The following is a 21,653-nucleotide window of genomic DNA, read 5'->3' as shown; positions in this document are numbered from 1 at the left end:
CCAAACGTTTGCGTAAATTTTCTATCTATTGAGATTTTTGATAACAGATACCTTGATCAGGAAAAGATAACAGTGTAAAAACCTAACCGGAATATTTACCCATAAATGTTAACAATGTTGGTGGGTAATCCTAGGAAATTGCAAATACATAACACAAGGGTTACGGAAGTGTTAAAACAAAAGAGTTTATTATCAAATATTGGTGTTCAGGTTGTCATCGCGATGATTCTGGGTTCAATTGTCGGCGCAACCATGGGACACGACGCTGCAATGTTCTCACCACTCGGCGCGATTTTTATTAATCTGATTAAGATGCTGGTCATTCCATTGGTCGCCGTTGCACTTATTTCAGGTGCCGCCGGTTTGGGGAACAGTCATTCCGCAGGTAAAGTCGGCGCAGTGACTTTGGGGTACTTTGCCGTCACTTCTGCACTGGCAGTCGTCTTAGCACTCTTGATGGGACACATTTTCCAACCCGGCATCGGAATCGATGTTTCAGGTGTTGAAGGCATGTTCTCTTCAGAATACGCATCAAAAGGTGAACTACCTACTTTTTGGGCAACCATTATCGGGATGATCCCAACCAACGTTTTCCAGTCACTGAATAACGCAAATATTCTGCAAATACTGGTATTCTGCCTCTTCTTCGGTGTGGCTCTGGCTAATCAAAGTGAAGAAAAGCGCCAACCGATCATGAATGGTGTCAATACAATTGTTGATGCAATGGTCTGGATGATCAACAAAGTGATGGTCATCGCACCAATCGGTGTTTTCGGCCTGATGGCAGAAGCCGTCGGTACATTCGGTTTCAGTGCTCTGACCGTTGTACTGAAACTCTTTGTCGTTTATGTCGCAGCGATTCTGATTTTTGGTTTTATTGTCTATCCGCTGATGATTCAGCTCTTTACCAAAACTTCCGCCCGTAAATTCATCAGTGCCATGAAAAAACCACAAGCCGTTGCACTGTCAACTGCTTCATCCATGGCTACGCTGCCAGTGACAATGGATACGGTTGAAAACGATCTTGGCGTCAGAAACTCAACTGCATCATTCGTCCTCCCACTGGGTGCGACAATCAACATGTCCGGTAACGCAATATACTACGGACTGGTTGCAATCTTCTTTGCCCAACTATTCAACATCGATCTGGGTATTGGCTCTTACATCGCCATTATCGTCACCGCGACATTAGGTGCGGTGGGTCAGGCAGGTGTTCCCGGTCCTTCTTTCTTGGTGGTTGCCGTCTTGCTTGCAGCAGGGATTCCGATTGAAGGTCTGCCACTGTTGTTTGCACTGGATCGTATTTTCGATATGATTCGTACCGCCCTGAATATCACGGGTGATGCCGCCTGTGCTGTGATTGTCGATGCCCTCATCGAAGAGCCGGAAGCAGAAGAAAAAGCGGTTGAACAAGAAGCGTAATCAAAGTTGTATGACTGATTAAGCGAATTGATAAAAAACCACTCGTCATTGAGTGGTTTTTTTTGTCATATATGAATCGGATTCAATCCATTCATCATGAACTACAGTGACCCTGCTTCGCCATTTTCAGCTTTTGAATCGTTTTCTTCGCTTCTTCAGCATTCACTGCTTCGAGATCGGCTCCGCCAACAAATACCCCGAGCTTAATATATTGTTTAATAAAATAATTCTCGCCGCTCTTGGTTGTGACCGATAACAGATTCGGAGAAAACTCCGATTCAGTTGAAATCTGATGTGCTTTATTACCGGCAACTTCTTTATAAAAGAAAACATCAGGTGCTGTTTCACCGACACATTCGCCATCGACCCACACATCTTTTTTCAATGCACCACCTAAAGCACCTGAACGATAAATATATAACCCGGCATGGCCTTGAGAAGGCGGGTTAAACGCTTTTGCTTGATTGGTTGTTGCCTCATCTTCCAATGGAACCGACGCACAACCCGCAAATAAAACAGAAGCACAAGCTATAGCAACTAGCTTTTTATACATGATGAATTTTCCTTGTTATTTAAAATTATATACATCACTCGTTATCGTCATGATGAACCAGCGATATTCCACCGCCCTTGTCTGCTGTTAAATACCACTTATTTGTCAATTCGACTGCATGACTTATCAAGCAAAAACATTATAAATAGATATATGAATGATAAAACGAATATGCATGCGATAATCTGATCTAGCTCTGAATAATCAATAAGATGTGTAATAAGATATATAAAATAAATTACATATAAATATATTCTTGGATGGATCTACGCCTCGAATTTGTTTCATTTTTACACAAAATTCCAGCACAACAGGAAGGAATAAACCGGCGGTAAACTCAGACTCAATTACAGGTATCCGGATCCGGATCAAACCCGTCAGAAATCGTGACAAAACGTGATCTGGCTATTCAGATAGCCGCCAATTTTAGTTAGACTGTACCGCTCTTTAGTGAAGGACTGAATCCCCATGAAACAACTGATCGACTTTATTCCACTCATTGTATTTTTCGTGCTGTTCAAGCTGTACGATATCTATGTGGCAACCGGCGCCCTGATCATTGCCAGTGCGCTACAAATTGCCATCACCTACTTTTGGTATAAAAAAGTCGAAAAAATGCAGGTCATTACATTTGTTCTGGTTGCTGTATTTGGAGGGATGACAATTTTCCTCCATGATGACAACTTCATTAAGTGGAAAGTCACGATCGTTTATCTGGTGTTTGCCATCGGCCTGACCGTGAGTCATCTCATGGGCAAATCGGCGATTAAAGGCATGTTGGGTAAAGAACTGCAACTCCCGGACGATGTCTGGTCAAAAATCAACTGGGCCTGGGTGCTCTTTTTTGTTGTCTGTGCCGCGATTAATATCTATATCGCTTTCAGATTACCTTTGGATGTCTGGGTCAATTTCAAAGTCTTTGGTCTGCTGATCGCAACGCTGGTCTACACCTTGTTAACCGGTGCATATATTTATACGCGATTACCCAAAGATAAAGATAATCATCAGTAGTTCGAAAAACGTGAACTTGCATCGGTTCTTTCTTGCATCTGTGTGAAATCCGATGCACCATCTGTTATTGTTTCGAAGTTGGATGAATTCATTGTATTTGATTGATGAATCAACGCTTCTCCTGAAAGCGTTCAACATACGTAGTACGAAATTATGAAATCTGAAGTAAATACGCCGAAAGGCCAGCTCCTTTCACGAACGCTGGCGATGCCGGCGGATACCAATGCAAACGGTGATATTTTTGGTGGCTGGATTATGTCCCAGCTCGATTTGGCCGGCGGTATTCTGGCAAAAGAAATTTCACACGGCAGAATCGTGACCGTTTCCGTCTCGAGTATCACCTTTAAGAAGCCGGTCAGTGTCGGTGACGTGGTCTGTTGCTATGGTGAGTGTGTCCGCATCGGTCGGAGCTCAATGTCAATCGAGCTTGAGGTCTGGGTTAAACCCGTTCATACACACGGTATCGGTGAACGGTTTCAGGTCTGTGAAGCCACATTCAACTATGTCGCCGTCGATAGTGACGGACGCCCGAGAATGATTGAGCTTCACCCATAAGATAGTCATGATGCTCCCGACGTCACCGGCCGGAGAGTGAACCCAAGTCGGGTGAGTGACCCGGCTTTTGTATAAGGATATAAATATGTGGTATGTCATATTTTCTCAAGATGTAGAAAACTCTTTAGAAAAGCGGATGGGTGTCCGGCCGCAGCATCTGGAGAGATTACAGCAATTACAAAATGAAGGGCGCTTACTCACCGCAGGTCCTCTGCCTGCGATTGACTCAGAAAATCCGGGAGAAGCCGGGTTCACCGGGTCAACCGTCATCGCTGATTTTACCTCTCTGGATGAAGCCAAAGCATGGGCAGACGCAGATCCTTATGTTGCAGCCGGTGTCTACCAGTCTGTTATCGTCAAACCCTATAAACAAGTTTTTTAACGATCTGAGAATAGCATTTCATGATAAGAAAAATATGTATTGCAGTTGGGCTAAGTGCTGTCTTAATCGGTTGTAGTAGCCATGGTGAACAAAAACAGCTGGAGCTGCTTGCAGCCAACCGTGCGAGTATTCTTCATGCTGAACTTCCGATTAAGTCCGGCCCATTGTCCATTATGCGCGCCTCTTCAAAGGGGAATGTCATTGAGATCATGATGATTTATAACAATGATGCACCTAAAGCCAAGTCAACCCAGTCACTTTTAACGCAGAGTATTCAGAGCTACTGCACCAGTGCAGAAACCAAATCGAATCTCGATGCGGGGCTGGCCTATCGGATAAAAATCCGCAACACCCGCGGACAGCTAATGATTGATCAATTGATCGACCAGAATACTTGTAAACAACTCCAACAGAAAAAATAAGCCAGCCGGCTGATTGTTTCCATTTGGTTCTGTTTCGCTCAAGCGCCCCGGTTTCGGGGCGTTTTGCTGATCCGCAACCGCTAGACGATAACCTGCGCTTTCCAATGCGCCCGAAGCGTTTTGGCCGCTGCAACCATATTGCGTAATGCAGCTTCTGTTTCCGGCCAGCCTCGGGTTTTCAAACCACAGTCAGGATTGACCCATAACCGCTCTGCCGGAATAGCTTGGGATGCTTTTTTCAATAACTCAACCATCCACGCCTGAGATGGAATGTTCGGAGAATGGATGTCATAAACCCCGGGTCCAATTTCATTTGGATAATTAAACGCTTCAAATGCATCCAGTAGTTCCATATTTGAACGAGAGGTTTCGATCGTAATCACATCGGCATCCAAAGCCGCAACGGATTCAATAATCTCATTAAACTCGCTGTAACACATATGCGTGTGGATCTGCGTTTGTGGCACAGCACTGGACGCAGCAATGCGGAAAGACTGGACAGCCCAATCCAGATAAGTCTGATGATCACGTTTCTTCAACGGTAACCCTTCTCGAATTGCAGGTTCATCAATCTGAATAATATCAATTCCGGCGCTTTGCAAGTCAGCAACCTCATCACGTAATGCCAGTGCCAGTTGCTGACTCATGGTTTTACGGGGAATATCTTCCCGCGGGAATGTCCAGCATAGAATGGTCACAGGGCCGGTCAACATCCCTTTCATCTGTTTTGAAGTAAGAGACTGGGCATACTGCGACCATTCTACCGTGATGGGTTTTTCACGCTCAATATCAGCTACGATAATGGCAGGTTTGACGCAGCGTGAACCATAACTCTGTACCCATCCGAAACGGGTGGTCTGAAACCCGGATAAGTTCTCAGCAAAATATTCCACCATGTCATTTCGCTCAGCTTCACCATGCACCAGAACGTCAAGTCCCAGCGCTTCCTGCCGCTCAACCGCTTCATGAATATGGGCTTTTAACGCCGTTTTATAATCGCTTTCAGACAAATGTCCCTGCCTGAAATCGCGACGCAACTTTCTGATTTCACCTGTCTGAGGAAACGAGCCGATGGTGGTGGTTGGTAAGAAAGGTAACTGCAGCGCTTCTTGCTGATAAATGGCACGTTGCTGATAAGGGAGTGATCGGGTCGCCAGAGATTCGTTAATCGCTTCAACACGCTGGCGTACATGCGGTTTATTGACCTGTTGAGAGGCCCGGCGCTGTTCAATCGGGAGGCTATATTTCCGGCATGCTTCAATCGCTTGGGTATCCCCGTCTAACGCAGCCCCCAGTAATCCCAATTCTGTCACTTTCTGTCGGGCAAAGGCAAACCAACTCTGCATGGCTTCACTCAGGTCGGTTTCCAGTGAGAGGTCAACCGGACTATGAAGTAGCGAACATGAACTCGCAATCCACAATCGCTCACCAAGCTGTGCTTTGAGAGGCTGTAACTGCTTAAGTAATGCCGCCAGATCGGCGCGCCAGACATTGCGTCCGTTAATGACGCCCACCGACAAGACCCAATCAGCAGGGAGTTTTTCGCTAACTTGATCCAACTGCTGTGGAGCGGAAACGACATCGATATGCAGTCCATCAACCGGCAAGGCGGTCACACGCTCTAACACATCGGTGATGGAATCAAAATAAGTGGTGAGCAACAACTTAGGGCTTCCCTGCTTATTTTTTCTCTGTAATTGCGTGTAAGCCGTCTGAAACGCATCAAGCCAGACAGGCTCTAATTCCAGCGCCAGAATCGGTTCATCAATCTGAATCCATGCCACGCCCTGTGCCGCCAATTTATCCACAATCGTTTGATAGGCGATGACTAACTGAGGCAAGAGCGATAGTCGATCAAATTCCGCTGTCACGGATTTACCCAGATACAGATAACTCAATGGTCCGAGTAACACCGGCTTCACCTGATGCCCTTGCTGTATCGCTTCATCGACTTCATCAAAGAGCTGTGACCAGCTCACCTTAAACGTATCATCGGCTGAAAATTCCGGCACGATGTAATGGTAATTGGTATTGAACCACTTGGTCATCTCAGAAGCGGCATTGCCATCATGGCAGCTGCACTCTTGCCGCGACTGACCTCTGGCAATGTTAAACAGCGTATCCATATCGATATCCCCGTCGCGGTGACGTTGCGGGACATGGCCCAATAACAGTGACGTATTCAATACATGATCATACCAGGCAAAATCTCCGGCGGTCACAAAACGCAGCTGGTTGTCGGCTTGTAGTGTCCAGTTCTCCTGACGGATCGATGCCCCCGTTGCAGCCAGCTGAGGCAAGTCAAGCTCTCCGCGCCAATACCCTTCTAAGGCAAATTTGAGTTCTCTTTTTTCACCGATACGGGGAAAGCCCAAAATATGTGTAGTTGTCGCCATATATACCATCCTTTTCATTGATCATTGCTTGTCGTAAGTCTTTGATACTGAGTTCGCTTGCAGACAAATACAGATGTCTGGATGGCTAAAATATCGTACAGAATGTACTCGCTGCCAAACGGCAATTATTCAACCAGTACATTAATAAAATTCATCATCATAAAAATAAATTGAAATTAATTAACCCATATAGACGTCTGGATGTTTACATGTGTTTGATTTCAGCGTAATTTAGTAAAAATATTCAACATGATTCATCATGAATGAGGAAAACTCATGTTAGAAATCAAACACCTCAAAACCTTGATTTCACTCCGAGATACCGGTTCTTTAACGGCAACGGCGACGGCGCTGCATCTGACCCAGTCAGCGCTGTCTCATCAGATCAAAGATCTCGAGTCGCGGATTGGCAGTCCGTTGTTTCTCAGAAAAACCCGTCCGGTCCGATTTACATCCGAAGGTGAAATTTTGCTGCGACTGGCTGAGGATGTATTACCGCGAATGGCTCAGGCAGAACATCAAATCGCCAGTCTCAAAGAAGATGTCAACGGACGTCTGCATATGGCGATTGACTGCCATTCCTGCTTTCAATGGCTGATGCCCGCACTCAAGGAATATCAACTTGGCTGGCCCGATGTGACGCTGGATTTTTCTTCCGGTTTTGGTTTTGAACCCCTCCCCGCCCTGCTGGCAGGAGAGCTTGATCTCTTGATCACCTCGGATATCATGCCGCGCTCTGAAGTTCATTATGAGCCGTTGTTTGATTTTGAAATGCGTCTGGTGACCGCGATCAATCACCCGTTGGCTGACGCAGCAGCCATTCAACCGGCAGACTTAGCCGGACAGACCATGTTAACTTATCCGGTACCAAAACAGCGCCTCGACGTGTATAAACACTTTCTTCATCCGGCGGGTGTCGAGCCGCTGAAATGGAAACAGGCAGACAATACGCTCATGTTGGTGCAGATGGTTTCAGCGGGCTTAGGCGTGGCGGCACTACCCAATTGGGCGATCAGCGAATTTTCCCGCCAGCGTCTGATCACCAGCAAACCTCTGGGGCAAGGATTATGGCGACGACTGTTTGCTGCCGTACGGCATGGAGAAAAAGAGAAACGCTATTTACAGGCTTTCTTTGCCACCGCCCGGCAACAGTGTAAAACCCATTTGGAAGGCATAAAAATCGCCTGACAGAAACGACTTCCGCCAGTTAACTGGCGGAAGGTTGTGATTATAAAACTTTGGCAAGAAACTGTTTTAACCGAGGATGAGGCGGTGATTCAAACACCACGTGCGGTGTATCGTCTACCAACAAGGCCCCTTCTTCCATGAACAAAACGCGATCGGCGACCTCTTTGGCGAATCCCATTTCATGAGTCACAATCACCATCGTCATACCTTCCGCGGCCAACCCCTTAATGACATCCAACACTTCACCAACCATTTCAGGATCAAGCGCCGAGGTTGGTTCATCGAACAACATCAAATCGGGTTCCATCGCCAGTGCCCGGGCAATCGCAACACGCTGTTGTTGCCCACCGGACAAATGAGAAGGATAGTTGTTCATCCGCTCAGCCAGACCAACGCGCTTCATTAACGCTTTCGCCGCCGCTTCAACCTCTTTCACCGGACGTTTTGCCACTTTCAGTGGTGCCAGCATCACATTCTCTAACGCCGTCTTATGGGGAAACAAATTGAAGCTTTGAAATACCATCCCGATATTTTGCCGCAACTGGTTGATATCCGTTGATTTCGCGTACATATCCGTCCCATCAACAATAATTGAACCTTCGTTAATCGCTTCAAGTTGATTGAGTGTCCGCAAGAAAGTTGATTTCCCTGAACCGGAAGGCCCGATAATCGCAACAACTTCACCTCGTTTAACCGTCGCACTAACCGATTTCAGTGCATGGCAACCATTGGGATAGAATTTTTCAATCCCGCTGGCAACAATCATTTCTTCACCGGAGTATTGATGATTAGTCACTAGCCGATAACCTCTTTTCTAACATTTGGATCGCCCATGAAAGTGAGCCGGTGACAAGCAGATACAGCGCAGCAACGGTAAACCAAACTTCAAAGGGAGCAAAACTACCAGCCACCACTTCCCGGCCTGCTTTAGTCAGATCGGTGATTGAAATAACCGAAACCAATGACGAATCCTTAATCAGATTGATAAACTGCCCGGCGAGCGGTGGTAATGTTCTCTTAAAAGCTTGCGGCAGTATGACATACAGCATCGCCTGCGGGTAAGTCATCCCCAATGAACGTGCAGCTTCCATCTGACCACCGGATACCGACTGAATCCCCGCCCGGATAATTTCTGCAACATAAGCACCGGTAAATACAGACAGTGCCACAACGCCCGCAGTAAACCGGTCCAAATCCAGTACGGTACCGATAAAGAAGTAAACGATAAAAATCTGTACCAGTAACGGCGTACCGCGAATAATCTCAACATAAGTCAGGGAAAGGTCCCGGGCGGTCTGGTTTTTAGCAACCCGCATCAGCCCAAAAATCAGGCCCAGAAAAATAGCAAAGAATAAGGAGATGAAAGAGATTTTCACCGTCACCCAAAGCCCGACGGCTATCGGGCCAAATTTCCAATCTTCGACTCGGGCAATGGTATCCCCTTCAAAGACTAAATCACCATTACCAATTGCCCGTTGGTCATAGGATTGAATCACTTGATCGGGGGTGCCATTATCAAATTTCACAATGATAGTCTTGCCTTCGATAACAGACACACCATCACCATGGGCACGAATATTCTGCATCTCCGTATTAATGATATAAGGCCATAATCGATCCCAGTGCCAGTTGTAATTAATCGTTTTGCCGGAGAAATAAATTCCCCCCACCAGCAACACCATCATTACAGCATAGATGCCATGGCCTATCCAACGGCTGGATTTTGATTGCATTACAATGATTCTCTTCTGTTTATTGCTCAACCGGACCTGAGAACCCCCAAGTCCGGTACTTGATATTAATTGATTACAATCATGAGGAAATTACTGAACATCCTTCAGCCAGCTATCAGATTTGAACCATTTATCATAAATACGCTGGTAAGTTCCGTCCCCTTTGACCTGACGCAGGTAATTATTGAGGAAATTGAGGAAATTAGGATCATCTTGACGAATCGCCCATCCCAGAGGTTCATAGGTAAACGGTGTATCCAGATGGATCACCTGTTGTGGATGCTGCGCCGCATAAATCGCATTGTATGGCAAATCATACACATAGGCATCCGCTTTCCCATTTGAGACTTGCAGAACCGCATCGACTTCAGTGTCATAGAGATCCAGCTTCGCCTTCGGAATATACCGCTTCGCCGCATCTGCACCCGTCGTTCCCAGCTTACTGGTTAAGGTGTATTTCGGATCATTCAAATCCTGATAACTTTTGATTTTACCGGCCAGTTTAGGTGATATCAGCACCGATTGTCCGATGACAATATAAGGGTCGGCGAAGTTCACTTTCAGATTTCGTTCCGGTGTAATGGTCATTCCGGAAATGATGATATCGCACTTGTCGGTCTGCAAGGCAGGAATAATCCCATCCCATGCCGTATTCACCGGCACAAATTTTACGCCGATAGAGCGTGCCATATGTTTTGCCATATCCAGATCAAAGCCGACAAAACGGCCGTCTTTGGTTTTCATTTCAAACGGAACATACCCCGCATCAAAACAAGCTCTGAGTTCACCTTTATTCAAGATGTTTTCCAGTGCAGATTGTGCGGCATAAACCTGAGTCGTCCATGCTGAGCAGGCAAGAACCGCTCCAGCCATCGCTGCTTTTAATATTTTATTCATACTATCCCTTTATGATTTTTATATTCTGTGACCATTTCTCTCAAGAAATGCGATGTTGTGTTGCCAACTTTGCTGAATAATTCAGCAAAGTTATCTTTAGTATAGTGCGACATAACCGTAGTACTTTTCAATACTTTCGTCACAATCAATCGCCCGCTTGTCTACAAAAGAGTCAAATCATAGAGGCCGGCAGCTATCGTCTGTTGTGCCTTGATATACCATCCTTTTCTTTTATCTGCTTTTTTTCATTTTCGCGGGTACAAACTGAGCAATGTCCCCTTGAGGCGGAGATCGTATCAGCGCAGTAACTGCTCAAGCTCTTCGATGAGATCCTGTGGATTTTCCAGACCAATCGACAGCCGGAAAACACCTTCACCGGCGTAACGTCGGAATTCTTGTGCCTGTTCATGCGTCATCCGGTAGGTCGATGCCATCAAATCAGCCGTTTTCAGTAAGACCACCAGACTGCGTTGATGGCCGATAGAATAAGCGTAATAAAATAATCGCGCCTCTTGAGCAAACCGTTGTGCAATGTCATCCATGTCATCCATCTGAAAGACAATCATGCCGCCACCATAAGCCATCTGCTCCGTGGCCAATGTATATTGCGGATGAGACACCAGTCCCGGATAATTCACTTGTTTGACCCGGGGATGATTTTCCAGCCATTGCGCGATCTGTAACGCCGAATCACTGATCGTTTTCATCCGCGGATACAAGGTTTCAATACCACGCATAATCAACCAGGCATTCTGCGCACTGATAGTTGAGCCGAGATGCGCCGCCGCTCTGGAACGAATTTGTGCAATTAACGCTTTGTTTCCCGTCACACATCCACCCAGAGCATCCCCATGACCATTGATGAATTTAGTCAGCGAATGAACCACCAGATCAACGCCTAACACTGCCGGACGCGTGATCACGGGTGTCGCAAAGGTTGAATCCACAGACAGCAGCACCTGATGCTGCTTGGCTAAATCGGCCAGTTGCGTCAAATCCGTCAGACGGAGCAATGGGTTACAAGGGCTTTCAGCATGGATCAGTCTGGTTTGGGGGCGAATTGCCCGCGAGACAGCAGCAAGATCCGTCAAATTTACCGGCGTTACTTCAATCCCGTAATCGGGTAAGACTTCTCTTGCCAGCTCATAAACTGCGGCATAACAGACATCACTGATAATCAAATGGTCACCGGCTCGTAACAGCGAAAAAAACATCGCTGACAAGGCCGCCATCCCCGTCGTCGTCGCATAAGCATCATCAGTACACTCCAGTGCCGCAATCCGTTGCTCAAGTTGTCGGACGGTGGGATTGGTCCAGCCGGCATACAAAAAGGGAGTATCGGCTAAATTCTCAATCCCGTTGGCAGAGAATGATCCCTCCTCCGGGACAAAACAGTGATTGACCGACATGGTGATATCGGGGGTTGTCACTCTGGTTGGCTGATCAGAAAAAAAACCGGCCGAAAGTGCCAGTGTTTCAGGACAATAATGGGGGGACTTAGACATCGGTACCGGCTTCCCTATATTTCAAATAACCGTTTCACAACAGACAAACGCAAGCTTTGACGCGCCGCCTCTCAGATCAAACAGTATCGAGTAAACAAGAGCGGCAGAACGGAGAAATCACGCAACCAAGTTATGATTTTCTGCGTTTTTTATCGTAATATGCAGAAAATCCGCACTTGAGAATTTAAAATATGCAACTGGACTTATTTGATAAGAAGATACTGGAAATGATGCAACGCAACTGTCGGCTTCAGACTGAGCGGATGGCAGAACAGATTGGCCTGTCGGCATCAGCCGTTCAGCGCCGGATCAAAAAAATGCGGCAGGAAGGCGTGATTCAACAGGAAGTGGCCATCATTGATCCCCAATATCTGACGAATCAGATGAGTTTTCTGGCAGGACTGGAGATCGAGCGCGACAACTATCAGACGCTTTCCCACTTTAAAAGCTGGGCCGCGCAGAAAGACAACATCCAACAAATCTATTATGTGACCGGCCAATTCGACCTGATGGTGCTGGTGACCGCAGCGACCGCACTGGAATATGATGCGTTTATCGAAAAACTAATGCAGGAAAACCCCAAAATCCGGCGGGTCACAACGCATGTGGTACTCGATAGTCCGAAACGCTCGTTTTATACGCCGGTCAAAGATCATGAATACATGTAACATCCGATGTCAAACACGCACTGTATTGACCGAGTCAGTAAATCAATCGTCATCGTTCATATACAAATGACCGGATGTCACCATCCGGTCATCTCAGATTTCTGTCCGCCATCAACAACTCAGGAAGACGCAACTGCTCTCATGCCGATGCACATCCTTAATGTTCGGCTTTGAATTGATTGGTGAGTGGATCATACTGGTATCCCAGATGACCTAACTTATTCAGCACAGCTTGAGAATTAAACTCATAAGTGGTGACCAGATCGTCAAAACTGTCACATTCGAGCCGCAGCTTCTCATTGATAATTCCAAGCAAAATCGAATGGTCTAAACGATCAATATTTGAAAAGTCCATCACAACACCCTCCTTTCGGTGATTCTGAGGCGATTCGCCTAAATGAAGTCAACCTGATTTAAGTGTAGTGCTAAATCGTAACAAACAGCTTAATAAAAATACAACTGGTGAAATCCAGTCATCGCGGTTAACAGCACCAAGCAGGAAATACCTAACTGTACTTTATCTGCACTTTTGGCCGTCAGTAAATGCCATGACCAAATAATCACAGCCGTCACTAATAGGGAGAAACTGAGCAAAATGGAGTGAAGCACGTTTTGCAACTGAATCGGGTCCATTCTGGCAGCCAGCGGGACAATACACAGCGTCATGAACATCGCAGCCAGAATCCCTGTAATGGGTAACAGTCGGTGAAAAGCCTGCAGACGTGTCCGGGCAATCGTCAGCAGCCAATGTGCGGCGATTGCGCCTAACAGCAAACACGACAATATCAACGTCACTGCGGCCACCCAGTTCGGTGCCGTCAAAATAGCAAACAGCATCGCCAGTCCGGCAATCCCATTGGCGAGATAAAGTATTTTGAGCGGCCCTTCCTGCCGCGTCTTACCGGTTTTCACCTGAGAATAGAAATAGCCAATCAGCACAACGTTCAATAGCGTATATATATGTTGGACGGCAACCAGCAACCAAAGCACGAACAGTAGCGGTAAAATACGGTGGATTCTTCCCCGTTGTCCCGGACAAATTTCCCCTTTCGTCAAAACAAGGGTCACAATGAATTGTGCACCGGCGGTCATGGGCAGCAATATGGCAATAAAAGCATTCAGCATAGCGAAATCTGGCATAAAATAAGATTGCGTGATCATACCAAAAACCCTGCCGGATGAAAGCCGAATCATGCAGAACTGGCAGGCAACGGAGTGTCAGCCATGCACGATCGTAAACCATCAATACCCTGATTTATTTTGTGGATTGATGATGCTGGCGACTCACCTCACTTGCCGTTATAATGCCCGCCGCACATTCATGAGGTCAAAATATGCACAGCAACATCACGCCAATTCATCACTATGAACCCTACTGGGCCAAGTGTTTCGGTCACGCCCCGTTTTTGCCGACCAGCAGGCAAGAAATGGATCAGCTGGGCTGGGATAGCTGTGATGTCATCATCGTCACCGGTGATGCCTATGTTGATCATCCGAGTTTTGGGATGGCCATTATCGGACGCTTGCTCGAAGCGCAGGGGTTCCGGGTCGGGATTATTTCCCAACCGGCATGGCATAACAAAGATGATTTTATGGCGCTGGGGCAACCCAATCTGTTTTTTGGTATTACGGCCGGTAACATGGATTCGATGATCAACCGTTATACCGCCGATAAAAAACTGCGACATGATGATGCCTATACCCCCGGAAACGAAGGGGGAAAACGTCCTGATCGTGCTACGCTGGTCTACTCTCAACGCTGCCGCGAAGCCTATAAAGAGACACCGATTATTTTAGGGGGCATCGAAGCCAGTCTTCGTCGTGTCGCCCACTATGACTACTGGTCGGATAAAATTCGCCGTTCGATATTATTGGATGCCAAGGCTGACCTTTTACTGTTCGGTAATGCGGAGCGGGCACTGGTCGACGTGGCCCACCGACTGGCACAAGGCGAAGCAATCCAGACGATGACCGGCATTCGCGGTACAGCGGTCATCCGTTCTCAAGCCCCAGACACCTATCGAATTATTGACTCTTCACGCATAGAAAAGCCGGGCAAACCATTTGTGCCAACAAATCCGTATCAGGCCGAACCTGCCTGTGAAACAAATACCAATGAGGCAGCTGCCCAGCCGATTACGGTTCGCCCCTCTCGTCATGATGCTGAAACAACAGCGGTACGTCTGCCATCATATGAAAAACTGGTCAATGACCGGATTCTTTATGCACACGCAAGCCGGGTGCTCCATCTGGAAACCAATCCTTATTCAGGGCGGGCTTTAATCCAGAAACATGGGGACCGGGAATTATGGGTCAATCAGGCACCGATTCCGCTGTCTACCGAAGAAATGGATTTTGTCTTTGGCCTGCCATACGCCCGGGTCCCGCACCCCCGTTACGGCAAAGCCAAGATTCCGGCTTACGATATGATCAAAACGTCCGTCAATATTATGCGCGGATGCTTTGGCGGCTGCTCGTTCTGTTCTATCACCGAACATGAAGGGCGCATTATTCAAAACCGCTCAAAAGAGTCGATTCTCGAAGAGTTGCAGGAAATTCGCGACAAAGTACCGGGCTTTACCGGCACCATCTCTGATCTCGGCGGGCCGACAGCCAACATGTATCGTTTAGGCTGTTCAGATCCAAAAGCCGAGGCCAATTGTCGCCGGCCTTCTTGTGTGTTCCCGGGGATCTGTCACAAGCTCAATACCGATCATAAACATACCATCGACCTTTATCGTTCAGCCCGCGAGGTGGAAGGGATCAAGAAAGTCTTAATCGCTTCCGGGGTCCGCTACGATTTAGCCATTGAATCCCCCGAGTATGTCAAAGAGCTGGTGACTCATCATGTCGGCGGCTATCTGAAAATTGCTCCGGAACATACTGAAAAAGGGCCATTAGATCTGATGATGAAACCCGGCATGGGTGCTTATGAGCAGTTCAAAACGATGTTCGAACAATACAGTGCAGAAGCCGGCAAAAAACAGTATTTGATCCCCTATTTCATCTCGGCGCACCCCGGCACTGAAGACGAAGATATGTTGAATCTGGCGCTATGGCTGAAGAAAAACAATTTCGAATGCGATCAGGTTCAAAACTTTTACCCGTCGCCGATGTGTAACGCCACCGCAATGTATCATGCTGAAACGAATCCGCTCAAACGCGTTAAGTATAAAAAGCGTGATGTGGTACCGGTCGCCAAAGGGGAACGTCAGCGCCGCTTGCATAAAGCATTGCTTCGTTATCATGATCCAAATAACTGGCCGTTGATCCGTCAGGCGCTGATCGATATGGGTAAAAAACACTTGATTGGTGATGGCCCGCACTGTCTGATTCCGGCAGAAGACCAACAAAAACAGACACCGGCACAGCGGCGGAAATCCGGCCGACATGGCGCAAATCGCTTTGCGACCAAACATACCAAATCTCAACCGGGATTTAAGCCCCTGCGCGAAGGTCAACATCAATCGAAGCAATCTCAGGGAAAGCCATCCCAGTCAGCCAATTCGCAACAGCGGGGCAAAAAAAACACGTCGTCAAAACGTGTTAAGTCATCCTAAACCATAAAAAAACGCAGCCAACTTGCTGCGTTTTTTTTTATCGACACGAGGCAAATACAGTCTTATGCGTATTCCGCCTCGAATTCTTGCATAAATGCAACCAAGGCCTGAACACCTTCCAACGTCATTGCATTATAAATCGATGCACGCATACCACCGACGGCACGGTGGCCTTTTAATGCTACTAAGCCTCTTTCTTTTGCCAGTTCAAGGAACTTGCCGTCCAATTCTGGTTTTGCCAACTGGAACGGAATATTCATCCGAGAACGGTTATTCGGGTGAATGGTATTACGATAGAACGGAGACTGATCGATGTAACCGTAAAGCACCGCCGCTTTCTCACGGTTGACTTGCTCAATCGCTTTCACCCCACCCTGATTCTTCAGCCATTTAAAGACTAAACCCGACAAATACCAGGCATAAGTCGGCGGAGTATTGAACATGGAATCTTTTTCCGCCAGCTCTTTATAATTAAGAACTGTCGGCAGCGCCTTATGCGCCAGTTCAAGTAAATCATCCCGAACAATGACGATTGTAATGCCTGCCGGTCCGATATTTTTCTGAGCACCGGCGTAAATAACCCCATACTGACTCACATCAATCTCACGAGACAGAATATTAGACGACATATCGGCCACGATCGGTTTATCCGTAATCGGCAGGTCACTAATCTCAATGCCATCAATAGTTTCATTCGGACAGAAGTGCACATATGCTGAATCCGGTGCAATTTGCCATTCACTGGCAGGTTTGACAGCCATTTGCCCGTCAATTTCGGTTTTTGCATCAAATAAGTCGATGTCACAGTATTTACTTGCTTCATCAACTGCACTCTCTGCCCAGTATCCGGCATCAATATAAGTCGCTTTCGTTGACTGACCCAATAAATTCAACGGCACGGCTGCAAACTGTGCTCTGGCACCGCCCTGACAAAACAGAACTTTATAATTGTCAGGCACGTTCAGTAGCTCCCGAAGATCCTGCTCAGCCTCTTGAGCAACTTGAATAAACTCTTTACTGCGATGGCTGATTTCCATCACGGATGTGCCCAGCTGATTCCAGTTGATAAATTCGGCTTGCGCCTGTTCCATCACGGCTTTTGGTAAAGCTGCAGGGCCTGCACTGAAGTTATACACGGTGTCAGACTTTAACTTCATGGGTTCGTTGCTCCTACGGTCAATCATACGTTTATAATATAGGCTTTGATTAATATCACTTTTCCTGTCACAAAAAAAGCAGAAAAGAGGCGAATTGCCTCTTTTCGAATACCGGGGCTGAAATCCCCCGGAATAAATCAATAAAACGTGAATTCGTGATTACATTTGCATCATTGCTGACATCAAGATCGCCATCAGCGGCACTTTCTTCCCGCTGGCAAAAACAAGGTTGCCATCTTGCACGGTTGCATTCATCTGATAGACATCCCCATTTTCCCGCATCATTTTCATACTCACCAATTCATTGACCCCTTGCCGTAATACAGGGAAAGCCTCCGTGACCGCTTTAGGCACTTGACTCTCCACATTCCCTGTCAATTTTTTGACAACCTCTAGCGGATCTTGGGGCGTTTCTTGCATATCTTCTGGCAATTTCAAATCAACTTTGGACTCAATCTGACCCGGTGCCAAACCGATATCCAACTGTTCTAATGCAATTGAAAACCCTTTAGATATCAATCGATCAAATGCTTGTTGTAGATTTTGCGCATCCGCTGGTGTGATATCGGCATAATGTTCTAATATTGCGGCAATCTTCGTCAAACTATCGACATCAAGCTGTCCCATCGAGAAAATCACATTCAGATGTTCGATAACACCATCCTTAGCGGTAATTTTGGCAATATTGAACTGCTGACGAGTATCGTATCGGGTTCGGTCTGCATCCATGGATGACGTATTCTGATACCCAGCGTTTTCTAAAGTAAAATCATCCACCCCTAAACGATCAGACATCGCGATCTTATCGGCTTGAAGAGTCTGCGAACCAATCCAGAATCCTTTCTCTTTTTTGCCCTGACCATTGCCATAAAAGTTACTCACCTGAATCTGCAGATCAGGATTGCTAAACTGCACCGATGGAACATCGAGCTTATAATCGATTTCACCTAACGTTGTCACATCGCCAGACAATGACATCGGCGTGAATGTCATCGACCATGTACTACCCTGATAATGAGTGACCTGACTATCCACTTCAAAATGGGTATTACCATTGAGCTGTGTCTGGGTCACGATTTTGATCGGTTGATTTGCCTGACCGTCTAATTGAGTGATGGCATGAATCGCAAACAGGCTGTGTTGCAAGTCACTGTTCAAAATCCAGGATGTCGGTAAACCCTCATATTGCATCTGAGCTTTGATGCCCGGATCAGTCACCTGAATCTCAGTTTTAACATGTGACGAAAGATATCCCCGGTCATAATTCAAAACTTTCGCGCTTATCAACTGATTACCAATATTGGCAATGTTGTCTTTAAATACTCTTTCGGCAATCTGTCCGACGACTAATGGCCAAGAAGCCATCAAACAGACCGCACCGCCAACTGCTGCTACTTTTTTAAGTTGATTCATAACACAGGATCTCTTTGGTTTATTGTCTCTCATACATACTCAAATAACCTTGAAACGGAGACATCTTCGTCTCAACAGAAAAGTTATTTGAATATTTATAGTTACATTTTCAATGGGATTTATCGATAGTATTCACATCAATCATGCAACTTGGACGGTTTCATTGCTTTTTACCGTAAACCGCTCATTATAGAACTTAGCTCTCATCCCCATCAGTAAAACCTTGGTAAAGTTTCAGAAAAATATGCTTATCCGGTGAGAACATTGTGAACCACTACGCGATCATCTGCTTAGATAACAACCCGATCAGTGTCGAACAGTATCAGCATGAACTGGCCCCTTTTACTGGCCTGTTTGATCTCTATTGTGTCGATTCTATCCGCGACGCGCAGTATACACTGGATTTTATTCATGAACGTTCACAAATTGTCGCTTTAGTGATCGCCTGCCACCACGAGGCACTCAATGGCGCAGATTTCTTAATTCAACTTGACAAGCAGCCCCACACCAAAGATGCCAGAAAAGTACTGATTAGCGCGGGAAAAGATATTCAGGTTATTCTATCGGCCGTCAATGAAGGCAGGCTGGATCACGCACTCACCAAACCATTGCCCGACCAGATATTGTATCAAACGGCCCATAAAGAGCTGACCCGATTTATTCTCGATGCCGAATCTGACAATTTATTAGACTACAGTCAAGTACTCGACCAGAAGCAACTTTTGCGCGCCCATGTCGATAATTCGATGCGCCATTTCCGGCAGGGATTTATTCATGATTATCATCAGATGAGTGATACCGAACTGGCAGAAAAGGTCATTATTCTCTTGTATGCCTTCTTTGAGCAAAAAGATGAAACCCACGCCTGCCGCACTTACTCACCAAATCATCTGCTCACCCGGGAAGGTGAAGAAAATCAGTTTCTCTGGTTTATTACTCGAGGCGAAGTCGCCCTGTTTAAGCAAGATGAGCTCGGCTATGAACGCGAAGTCGTCCGGCATCAAAAAGGCAATCTGGTCGGCGGGATGTCATTTGTGACCGGTGAACCTTCATTTTCAACCGCAGTGACACTGACGAAAACTCATGTCATCAAGCTTGATCGCGAGGTGTTTGCCAAAGTCATGCATTCCGACAGTCAACTGTTGCCTCTGTTCACCAATCTCCTGTTACGCCATTTTAACCGACGCTTACAACGCAGCATTACCACCAAACTGGAATTGCAGAAAACGCTCGAATCACTGGAAGCGACTCAACAACAGTTAGTCGAACGGGAAAAACTGGCCGTTCTCGGCCAACTCGTCGCGGGGGTTGCTCATGAACTGAATAATCCGGTTGCGGCAATCCTGCGTGGTGCCGAAACACTGGCAGAACAGATTGAATCGGTATTCAAGACACATACACCGAACTTAACAGAGCAAGCGACTGCATTACTGCACCGAGCCATGACGGTCTCCCCACTGTCGACATCAGAGGAACGACAGCGGGTAAAAGCGCTGGAGAAGCAACTGCCGGACCGGAGTCTCGCCAAAAAGCTGGTCAAATTACAACTCGATCATGATCGTGCGCTCATCGAACAACTTCGAATAGAAAAGACCGAAGCCAAAGCGTACGTTGATCAACTCGAACACTATATGAAAACAGGCAATGCACTGCGGTCCGTGCTCATCTGTGCTCAACGGATCACAGATATGGTCAAAGGACTGAAAAGTTATGCGCGCTCAGATGACGAAGGGTCTCTCCCTGTCAATATTCATGAGGGACTTGAAGATACTTTAGTTATTTTCGAAAACCGCCTCAAAAGACATCAACTCATCAAAGAGTATGCCGCATCCGCATGGGTTTACGGCCAACCCACTGCATTACAGCAAGTCTGGGTTAACCTCCTGTCGAATGCCCTCGACGCCCTGCCGGAACAAAATGGCAAAATCGAAATACACACTCGTCAGGTCGAATATCAACACCGCGCTTACTTATGTGTGACGGTAAAGGATAACGGTGCAGGCATTCCGGCAGATCTCCAGAGTAGAATTTTTGAACTAAACTTTACCACCAAAAAAGAAGGCAACTTCGGTCTCGGGATCGGCCTGTCTGTCTGTCAGCAGATTATTCAGCAACACCAAGGCTGGATTCAGCTCAATTCACAGGTGGGTGAAGGCACAACGATTGATGTTTACCTGCCCCTTGTCCAGCCGGGGATCGATAAACAGATGCAATCATGAATAGTGATGATGAAGGAGCACACAATGAAGCGACGTTATTTGATCCTCTGTGTTGATGACGAACGGGAAATTTTAGACAGCGTGGTTCAAGACCTCGACTGCTTTGAAGATGATTTCGTCGTTGAGGCAGCTCAGTCGGTATCAGAGGCAAAAGAAGTTCTCTCTGACTGTCAGCAGCAAGACATCCCCCTGGCTCTGATTCTATGCGACCACATCATGCCGGAACAGACAGGGATTCAATTCCTGATCGAGCTCAATGCCGATCCGCAGACAGCAACGGCACGCAAAGTTCTCCTGACCGGGCAGGCAGGCCTTGATGATACCGTTGCGGCGATTAATCATGCAGGTTTGGATTTTTATATCAGCAAACCTTGGCAAGGTGAGGCACTTCGTCAAGCCATTAAACATCAACTTACTCAGTATATGATTCAAAACGAAAGCGATTTATCACCCTGGATGAAGATACTGGATACTGCGGAAATACTCGCGGCACTCTCCCAACGCCGCCGTGAATTTGGCGAGTAATGTGACTGACGGTCAGTTCATCAATATGCACGCGGGTCTACAGCCAT

General features: G+C 46.7%; 19 protein-coding genes and 1 pseudogene. 10 read left to right on the top strand and 10 right to left on the bottom strand.

Annotation, left to right across the window (positions count from 1 at the left end):
- Positions 1 to 120 precede the first annotated feature (120 nt).
- Entirely contained in the window at positions 121 to 1,422 is a 1,302-nt protein-coding gene (locus tag OCV37_RS06655) for a dicarboxylate/amino acid:cation symporter (protein WP_038178445.1), read from the top strand.
- 94 nt (positions 1,423 to 1,516) lie between these two features.
- On the opposite strand, the gene OCV37_RS06650 is transcribed toward OCV37_RS06655, so the two are convergent.
- Positions 1,517 to 1,975 (bottom strand): DUF2846 domain-containing protein, encoded by a 459-nt coding sequence (locus tag OCV37_RS06650; RefSeq protein ID WP_038178335.1) that lies wholly within the window; start codon positions 1,973 to 1,975, stop codon positions 1,517 to 1,519.
- Positions 1,976 to 2,443: 468 nt separating this feature from the next.
- Here OCV37_RS06650 and OCV37_RS06645 point away from each other — a divergent pair, with 468 nt between their 5' ends.
- From OCV37_RS06645 to OCV37_RS06630, 4 genes are all read left to right on the top strand, one after another.
- Positions 2,444 to 2,986: a septation protein A gene (locus OCV37_RS06645; protein ID WP_038178334.1), complete on the top strand. Its 543-nt coding sequence runs from the start codon at positions 2,444 to 2,446 to the stop codon at positions 2,984 to 2,986.
- Between the two features lie 153 nt (positions 2,987 to 3,139).
- Positions 3,140 to 3,541 (top strand): acyl-CoA thioester hydrolase YciA, encoded by a 402-nt coding sequence (gene yciA, locus OCV37_RS06640; protein WP_038178333.1) that lies wholly within the window; start codon positions 3,140 to 3,142, stop codon positions 3,539 to 3,541.
- An 85-nt stretch (positions 3,542 to 3,626) separates the two neighbouring features.
- A complete protein-coding gene (locus OCV37_RS06635; RefSeq protein ID WP_038178332.1) occupies positions 3,627 to 3,923 on the top strand; it encodes a YciI family protein in 297 nt (98 codons plus the stop codon).
- Between the two features lie 20 nt (positions 3,924 to 3,943).
- On the top strand, positions 3,944 to 4,345 hold the full coding sequence (locus OCV37_RS06630) for a GspS/AspS pilotin family protein (RefSeq protein ID WP_038178331.1): 402 nt from the start codon (positions 3,944 to 3,946) through the stop codon (positions 4,343 to 4,345).
- An 80-nt stretch (positions 4,346 to 4,425) separates the two neighbouring features.
- Here the strand turns inward: OCV37_RS06630 and metE are convergent, their stop codons facing one another.
- Complete coding sequence (gene metE, locus OCV37_RS06625; protein ID WP_038178330.1) at positions 4,426 to 6,741, bottom strand: 5-methyltetrahydropteroyltriglutamate--homocysteine S-methyltransferase; 2,316 nt, start codon at positions 6,739 to 6,741, stop codon at positions 4,426 to 4,428.
- Between the two features lie 276 nt (positions 6,742 to 7,017).
- Here metE and OCV37_RS06620 point away from each other — a divergent pair, with 276 nt between their 5' ends.
- Positions 7,018 to 7,929 carry a LysR substrate-binding domain-containing protein gene (locus OCV37_RS06620; protein ID WP_038178329.1) on the top strand — a complete coding sequence of 304 codons (912 nt, stop codon included), beginning with the start codon at positions 7,018 to 7,020 and terminating at the stop codon, positions 7,927 to 7,929.
- Positions 7,930 to 7,969: 40 nt separating this feature from the next.
- Here OCV37_RS06620 and OCV37_RS06615 read toward each other — a convergent pair whose 3' ends face one another.
- The 4 genes from OCV37_RS06615 to OCV37_RS06600 form a co-directional block, all read right to left on the bottom strand.
- Positions 7,970 to 8,695 carry an amino acid ABC transporter ATP-binding protein gene (locus tag OCV37_RS06615; RefSeq protein ID WP_084717412.1) on the bottom strand — a complete coding sequence of 242 codons (726 nt, stop codon included), beginning with the start codon at positions 8,693 to 8,695 and terminating at the stop codon, positions 7,970 to 7,972.
- A 22-nt stretch (positions 8,696 to 8,717) separates the two neighbouring features.
- Positions 8,718 to 9,662 (bottom strand): amino acid ABC transporter permease, encoded by a 945-nt coding sequence (locus OCV37_RS06610; protein WP_038178327.1) that lies wholly within the window; start codon positions 9,660 to 9,662, stop codon positions 8,718 to 8,720.
- 90 nt (positions 9,663 to 9,752) lie between these two features.
- Positions 9,753 to 10,559, bottom strand: coding sequence for a transporter substrate-binding domain-containing protein (locus tag OCV37_RS06605; protein WP_038178326.1), 807 nt, complete (start codon positions 10,557 to 10,559; stop codon positions 9,753 to 9,755).
- A gap of 296 nt (positions 10,560 to 10,855) precedes the next feature.
- The gene (locus OCV37_RS06600; protein ID WP_038178325.1) at positions 10,856 to 12,064 is read right to left on the bottom strand and encodes a trans-sulfuration enzyme family protein; all 1,209 of its coding nucleotides are present in this window, start codon (positions 12,062 to 12,064) and stop codon (positions 10,856 to 10,858) included.
- A 191-nt stretch (positions 12,065 to 12,255) separates the two neighbouring features.
- Here OCV37_RS06600 and OCV37_RS06595 point away from each other — a divergent pair, with 191 nt between their 5' ends.
- Positions 12,256 to 12,732, top strand: coding sequence for an Lrp/AsnC family transcriptional regulator (locus OCV37_RS06595; protein ID WP_038178324.1), 477 nt, complete (start codon positions 12,256 to 12,258; stop codon positions 12,730 to 12,732).
- Positions 12,733 to 12,889: 157 nt separating this feature from the next.
- On the opposite strand, the gene OCV37_RS06590 is transcribed toward OCV37_RS06595, so the two are convergent.
- Together OCV37_RS06590 and OCV37_RS06585 are read right to left on the bottom strand one after the other, a co-directional pair.
- On the bottom strand, positions 12,890 to 13,087 hold the full coding sequence (locus OCV37_RS06590; RefSeq protein WP_038178323.1) for a DUF4250 domain-containing protein: 198 nt from the start codon (positions 13,085 to 13,087) through the stop codon (positions 12,890 to 12,892).
- 89 nt (positions 13,088 to 13,176) lie between these two features.
- Positions 13,177 to 13,857, bottom strand: a complete 681-nt coding sequence (locus OCV37_RS06585; protein WP_038178444.1) for a hypothetical protein — start codon at positions 13,855 to 13,857, stop codon at positions 13,177 to 13,179.
- A gap of 209 nt (positions 13,858 to 14,066) precedes the next feature.
- Between OCV37_RS06585 and OCV37_RS06580 the strand changes: the two are divergent.
- Positions 14,067 to 16,274: pseudogene (locus OCV37_RS06580) on the top strand (YgiQ family radical SAM protein); the annotation flags it as partial.
- An 80-nt stretch (positions 16,275 to 16,354) separates the two neighbouring features.
- Here the strand turns inward: OCV37_RS06580 and serC are convergent.
- Positions 16,355 to 17,449 carry a 3-phosphoserine/phosphohydroxythreonine transaminase gene (serC, locus tag OCV37_RS06575; RefSeq protein WP_038178322.1) on the bottom strand — a complete coding sequence of 365 codons (1,095 nt, stop codon included), beginning with the start codon at positions 17,447 to 17,449 and terminating at the stop codon, positions 16,355 to 16,357.
- Between the two features lie 159 nt (positions 17,450 to 17,608).
- Complete coding sequence (locus OCV37_RS06570) at positions 17,609 to 18,862, bottom strand: DUF945 family protein (RefSeq protein ID WP_038178321.1); 1,254 nt, start codon at positions 18,860 to 18,862, stop codon at positions 17,609 to 17,611.
- Positions 18,863 to 19,128: 266 nt separating this feature from the next.
- Here OCV37_RS06570 and OCV37_RS06565 point away from each other — a divergent pair, with 266 nt between their 5' ends.
- A complete protein-coding gene (locus OCV37_RS06565) occupies positions 19,129 to 21,081 on the top strand; it encodes an ATP-binding protein (protein WP_038178320.1) in 1,953 nt (650 codons plus the stop codon).
- 24 nt (positions 21,082 to 21,105) lie between these two features.
- Positions 21,106 to 21,606 carry a response regulator gene (locus tag OCV37_RS06560; RefSeq protein WP_038178319.1) on the top strand — a complete coding sequence of 167 codons (501 nt, stop codon included), beginning with the start codon at positions 21,106 to 21,108 and terminating at the stop codon, positions 21,604 to 21,606.
- Positions 21,607 to 21,653 lie beyond the last annotated feature (47 nt).

It is taken from the genome of Vibrio rhizosphaerae, assembly GCF_024347095.1.
GTDB lineage: Bacteria > Pseudomonadota > Gammaproteobacteria > Enterobacterales > Vibrionaceae > Vibrio > Vibrio rhizosphaerae.
The sequence above is the reverse complement of the archived record's forward strand: the minus strand, read 5'-3'. Positions and strand labels throughout refer to the sequence as shown.

Bases quoted from the DNA above. Each gene is read 5' to 3' on its own strand.
- OCV37_RS06560 (WP_038178319.1), top strand. From the start codon at position 21,106: ATGAAGCGACGTTATTTGATCCTCTGTGTTGATGACGAACGGGAAATT.
- metE (WP_038178330.1), bottom strand. From the start codon at position 6,741: ATGGCGACAACTACACATATTTTGGGCTTTCCCCGTATCGGTGAAAAA.
- OCV37_RS06585 (WP_038178444.1), bottom strand. From the start codon at position 13,857: ATGCTGAATGCTTTTATTGCCATATTGCTGCCCATGACCGCCGGTGCA.
- OCV37_RS06635 (WP_038178332.1), top strand. From the start codon at position 3,627: ATGTGGTATGTCATATTTTCTCAAGATGTAGAAAACTCTTTAGAAAAG.
- serC (WP_038178322.1), bottom strand. From the start codon at position 17,449: ATGAAGTTAAAGTCTGACACCGTGTATAACTTCAGTGCAGGCCCTGCA.
- OCV37_RS06645 (WP_038178334.1), top strand. From the start codon at position 2,444: ATGAAACAACTGATCGACTTTATTCCACTCATTGTATTTTTCGTGCTG.
- OCV37_RS06620 (WP_038178329.1), top strand. From the start codon at position 7,018: ATGTTAGAAATCAAACACCTCAAAACCTTGATTTCACTCCGAGATACC.
- yciA (WP_038178333.1), top strand. From the start codon at position 3,140: ATGAAATCTGAAGTAAATACGCCGAAAGGCCAGCTCCTTTCACGAACG.
- OCV37_RS06605 (WP_038178326.1), bottom strand. From the start codon at position 10,559: ATGAATAAAATATTAAAAGCAGCGATGGCTGGAGCGGTTCTTGCCTGC.
- OCV37_RS06630 (WP_038178331.1), top strand. From the start codon at position 3,944: ATGATAAGAAAAATATGTATTGCAGTTGGGCTAAGTGCTGTCTTAATC.
- OCV37_RS06650 (WP_038178335.1), bottom strand. From the start codon at position 1,975: ATGTATAAAAAGCTAGTTGCTATAGCTTGTGCTTCTGTTTTATTTGCG.
- OCV37_RS06610 (WP_038178327.1), bottom strand. From the start codon at position 9,662: ATGCAATCAAAATCCAGCCGTTGGATAGGCCATGGCATCTATGCTGTA.
- OCV37_RS06570 (WP_038178321.1), bottom strand. From the start codon at position 18,862: ATGAATCAACTTAAAAAAGTAGCAGCAGTTGGCGGTGCGGTCTGTTTG.
- OCV37_RS06590 (WP_038178323.1), bottom strand. From the start codon at position 13,087: ATGGACTTTTCAAATATTGATCGTTTAGACCATTCGATTTTGCTTGGA.
- OCV37_RS06615 (WP_084717412.1), bottom strand. From the start codon at position 8,695: ATGATTGTTGCCAGCGGGATTGAAAAATTCTATCCCAATGGTTGCCAT.
- OCV37_RS06595 (WP_038178324.1), top strand. From the start codon at position 12,256: ATGCAACTGGACTTATTTGATAAGAAGATACTGGAAATGATGCAACGC.
- OCV37_RS06600 (WP_038178325.1), bottom strand. From the start codon at position 12,064: ATGTCTAAGTCCCCCCATTATTGTCCTGAAACACTGGCACTTTCGGCC.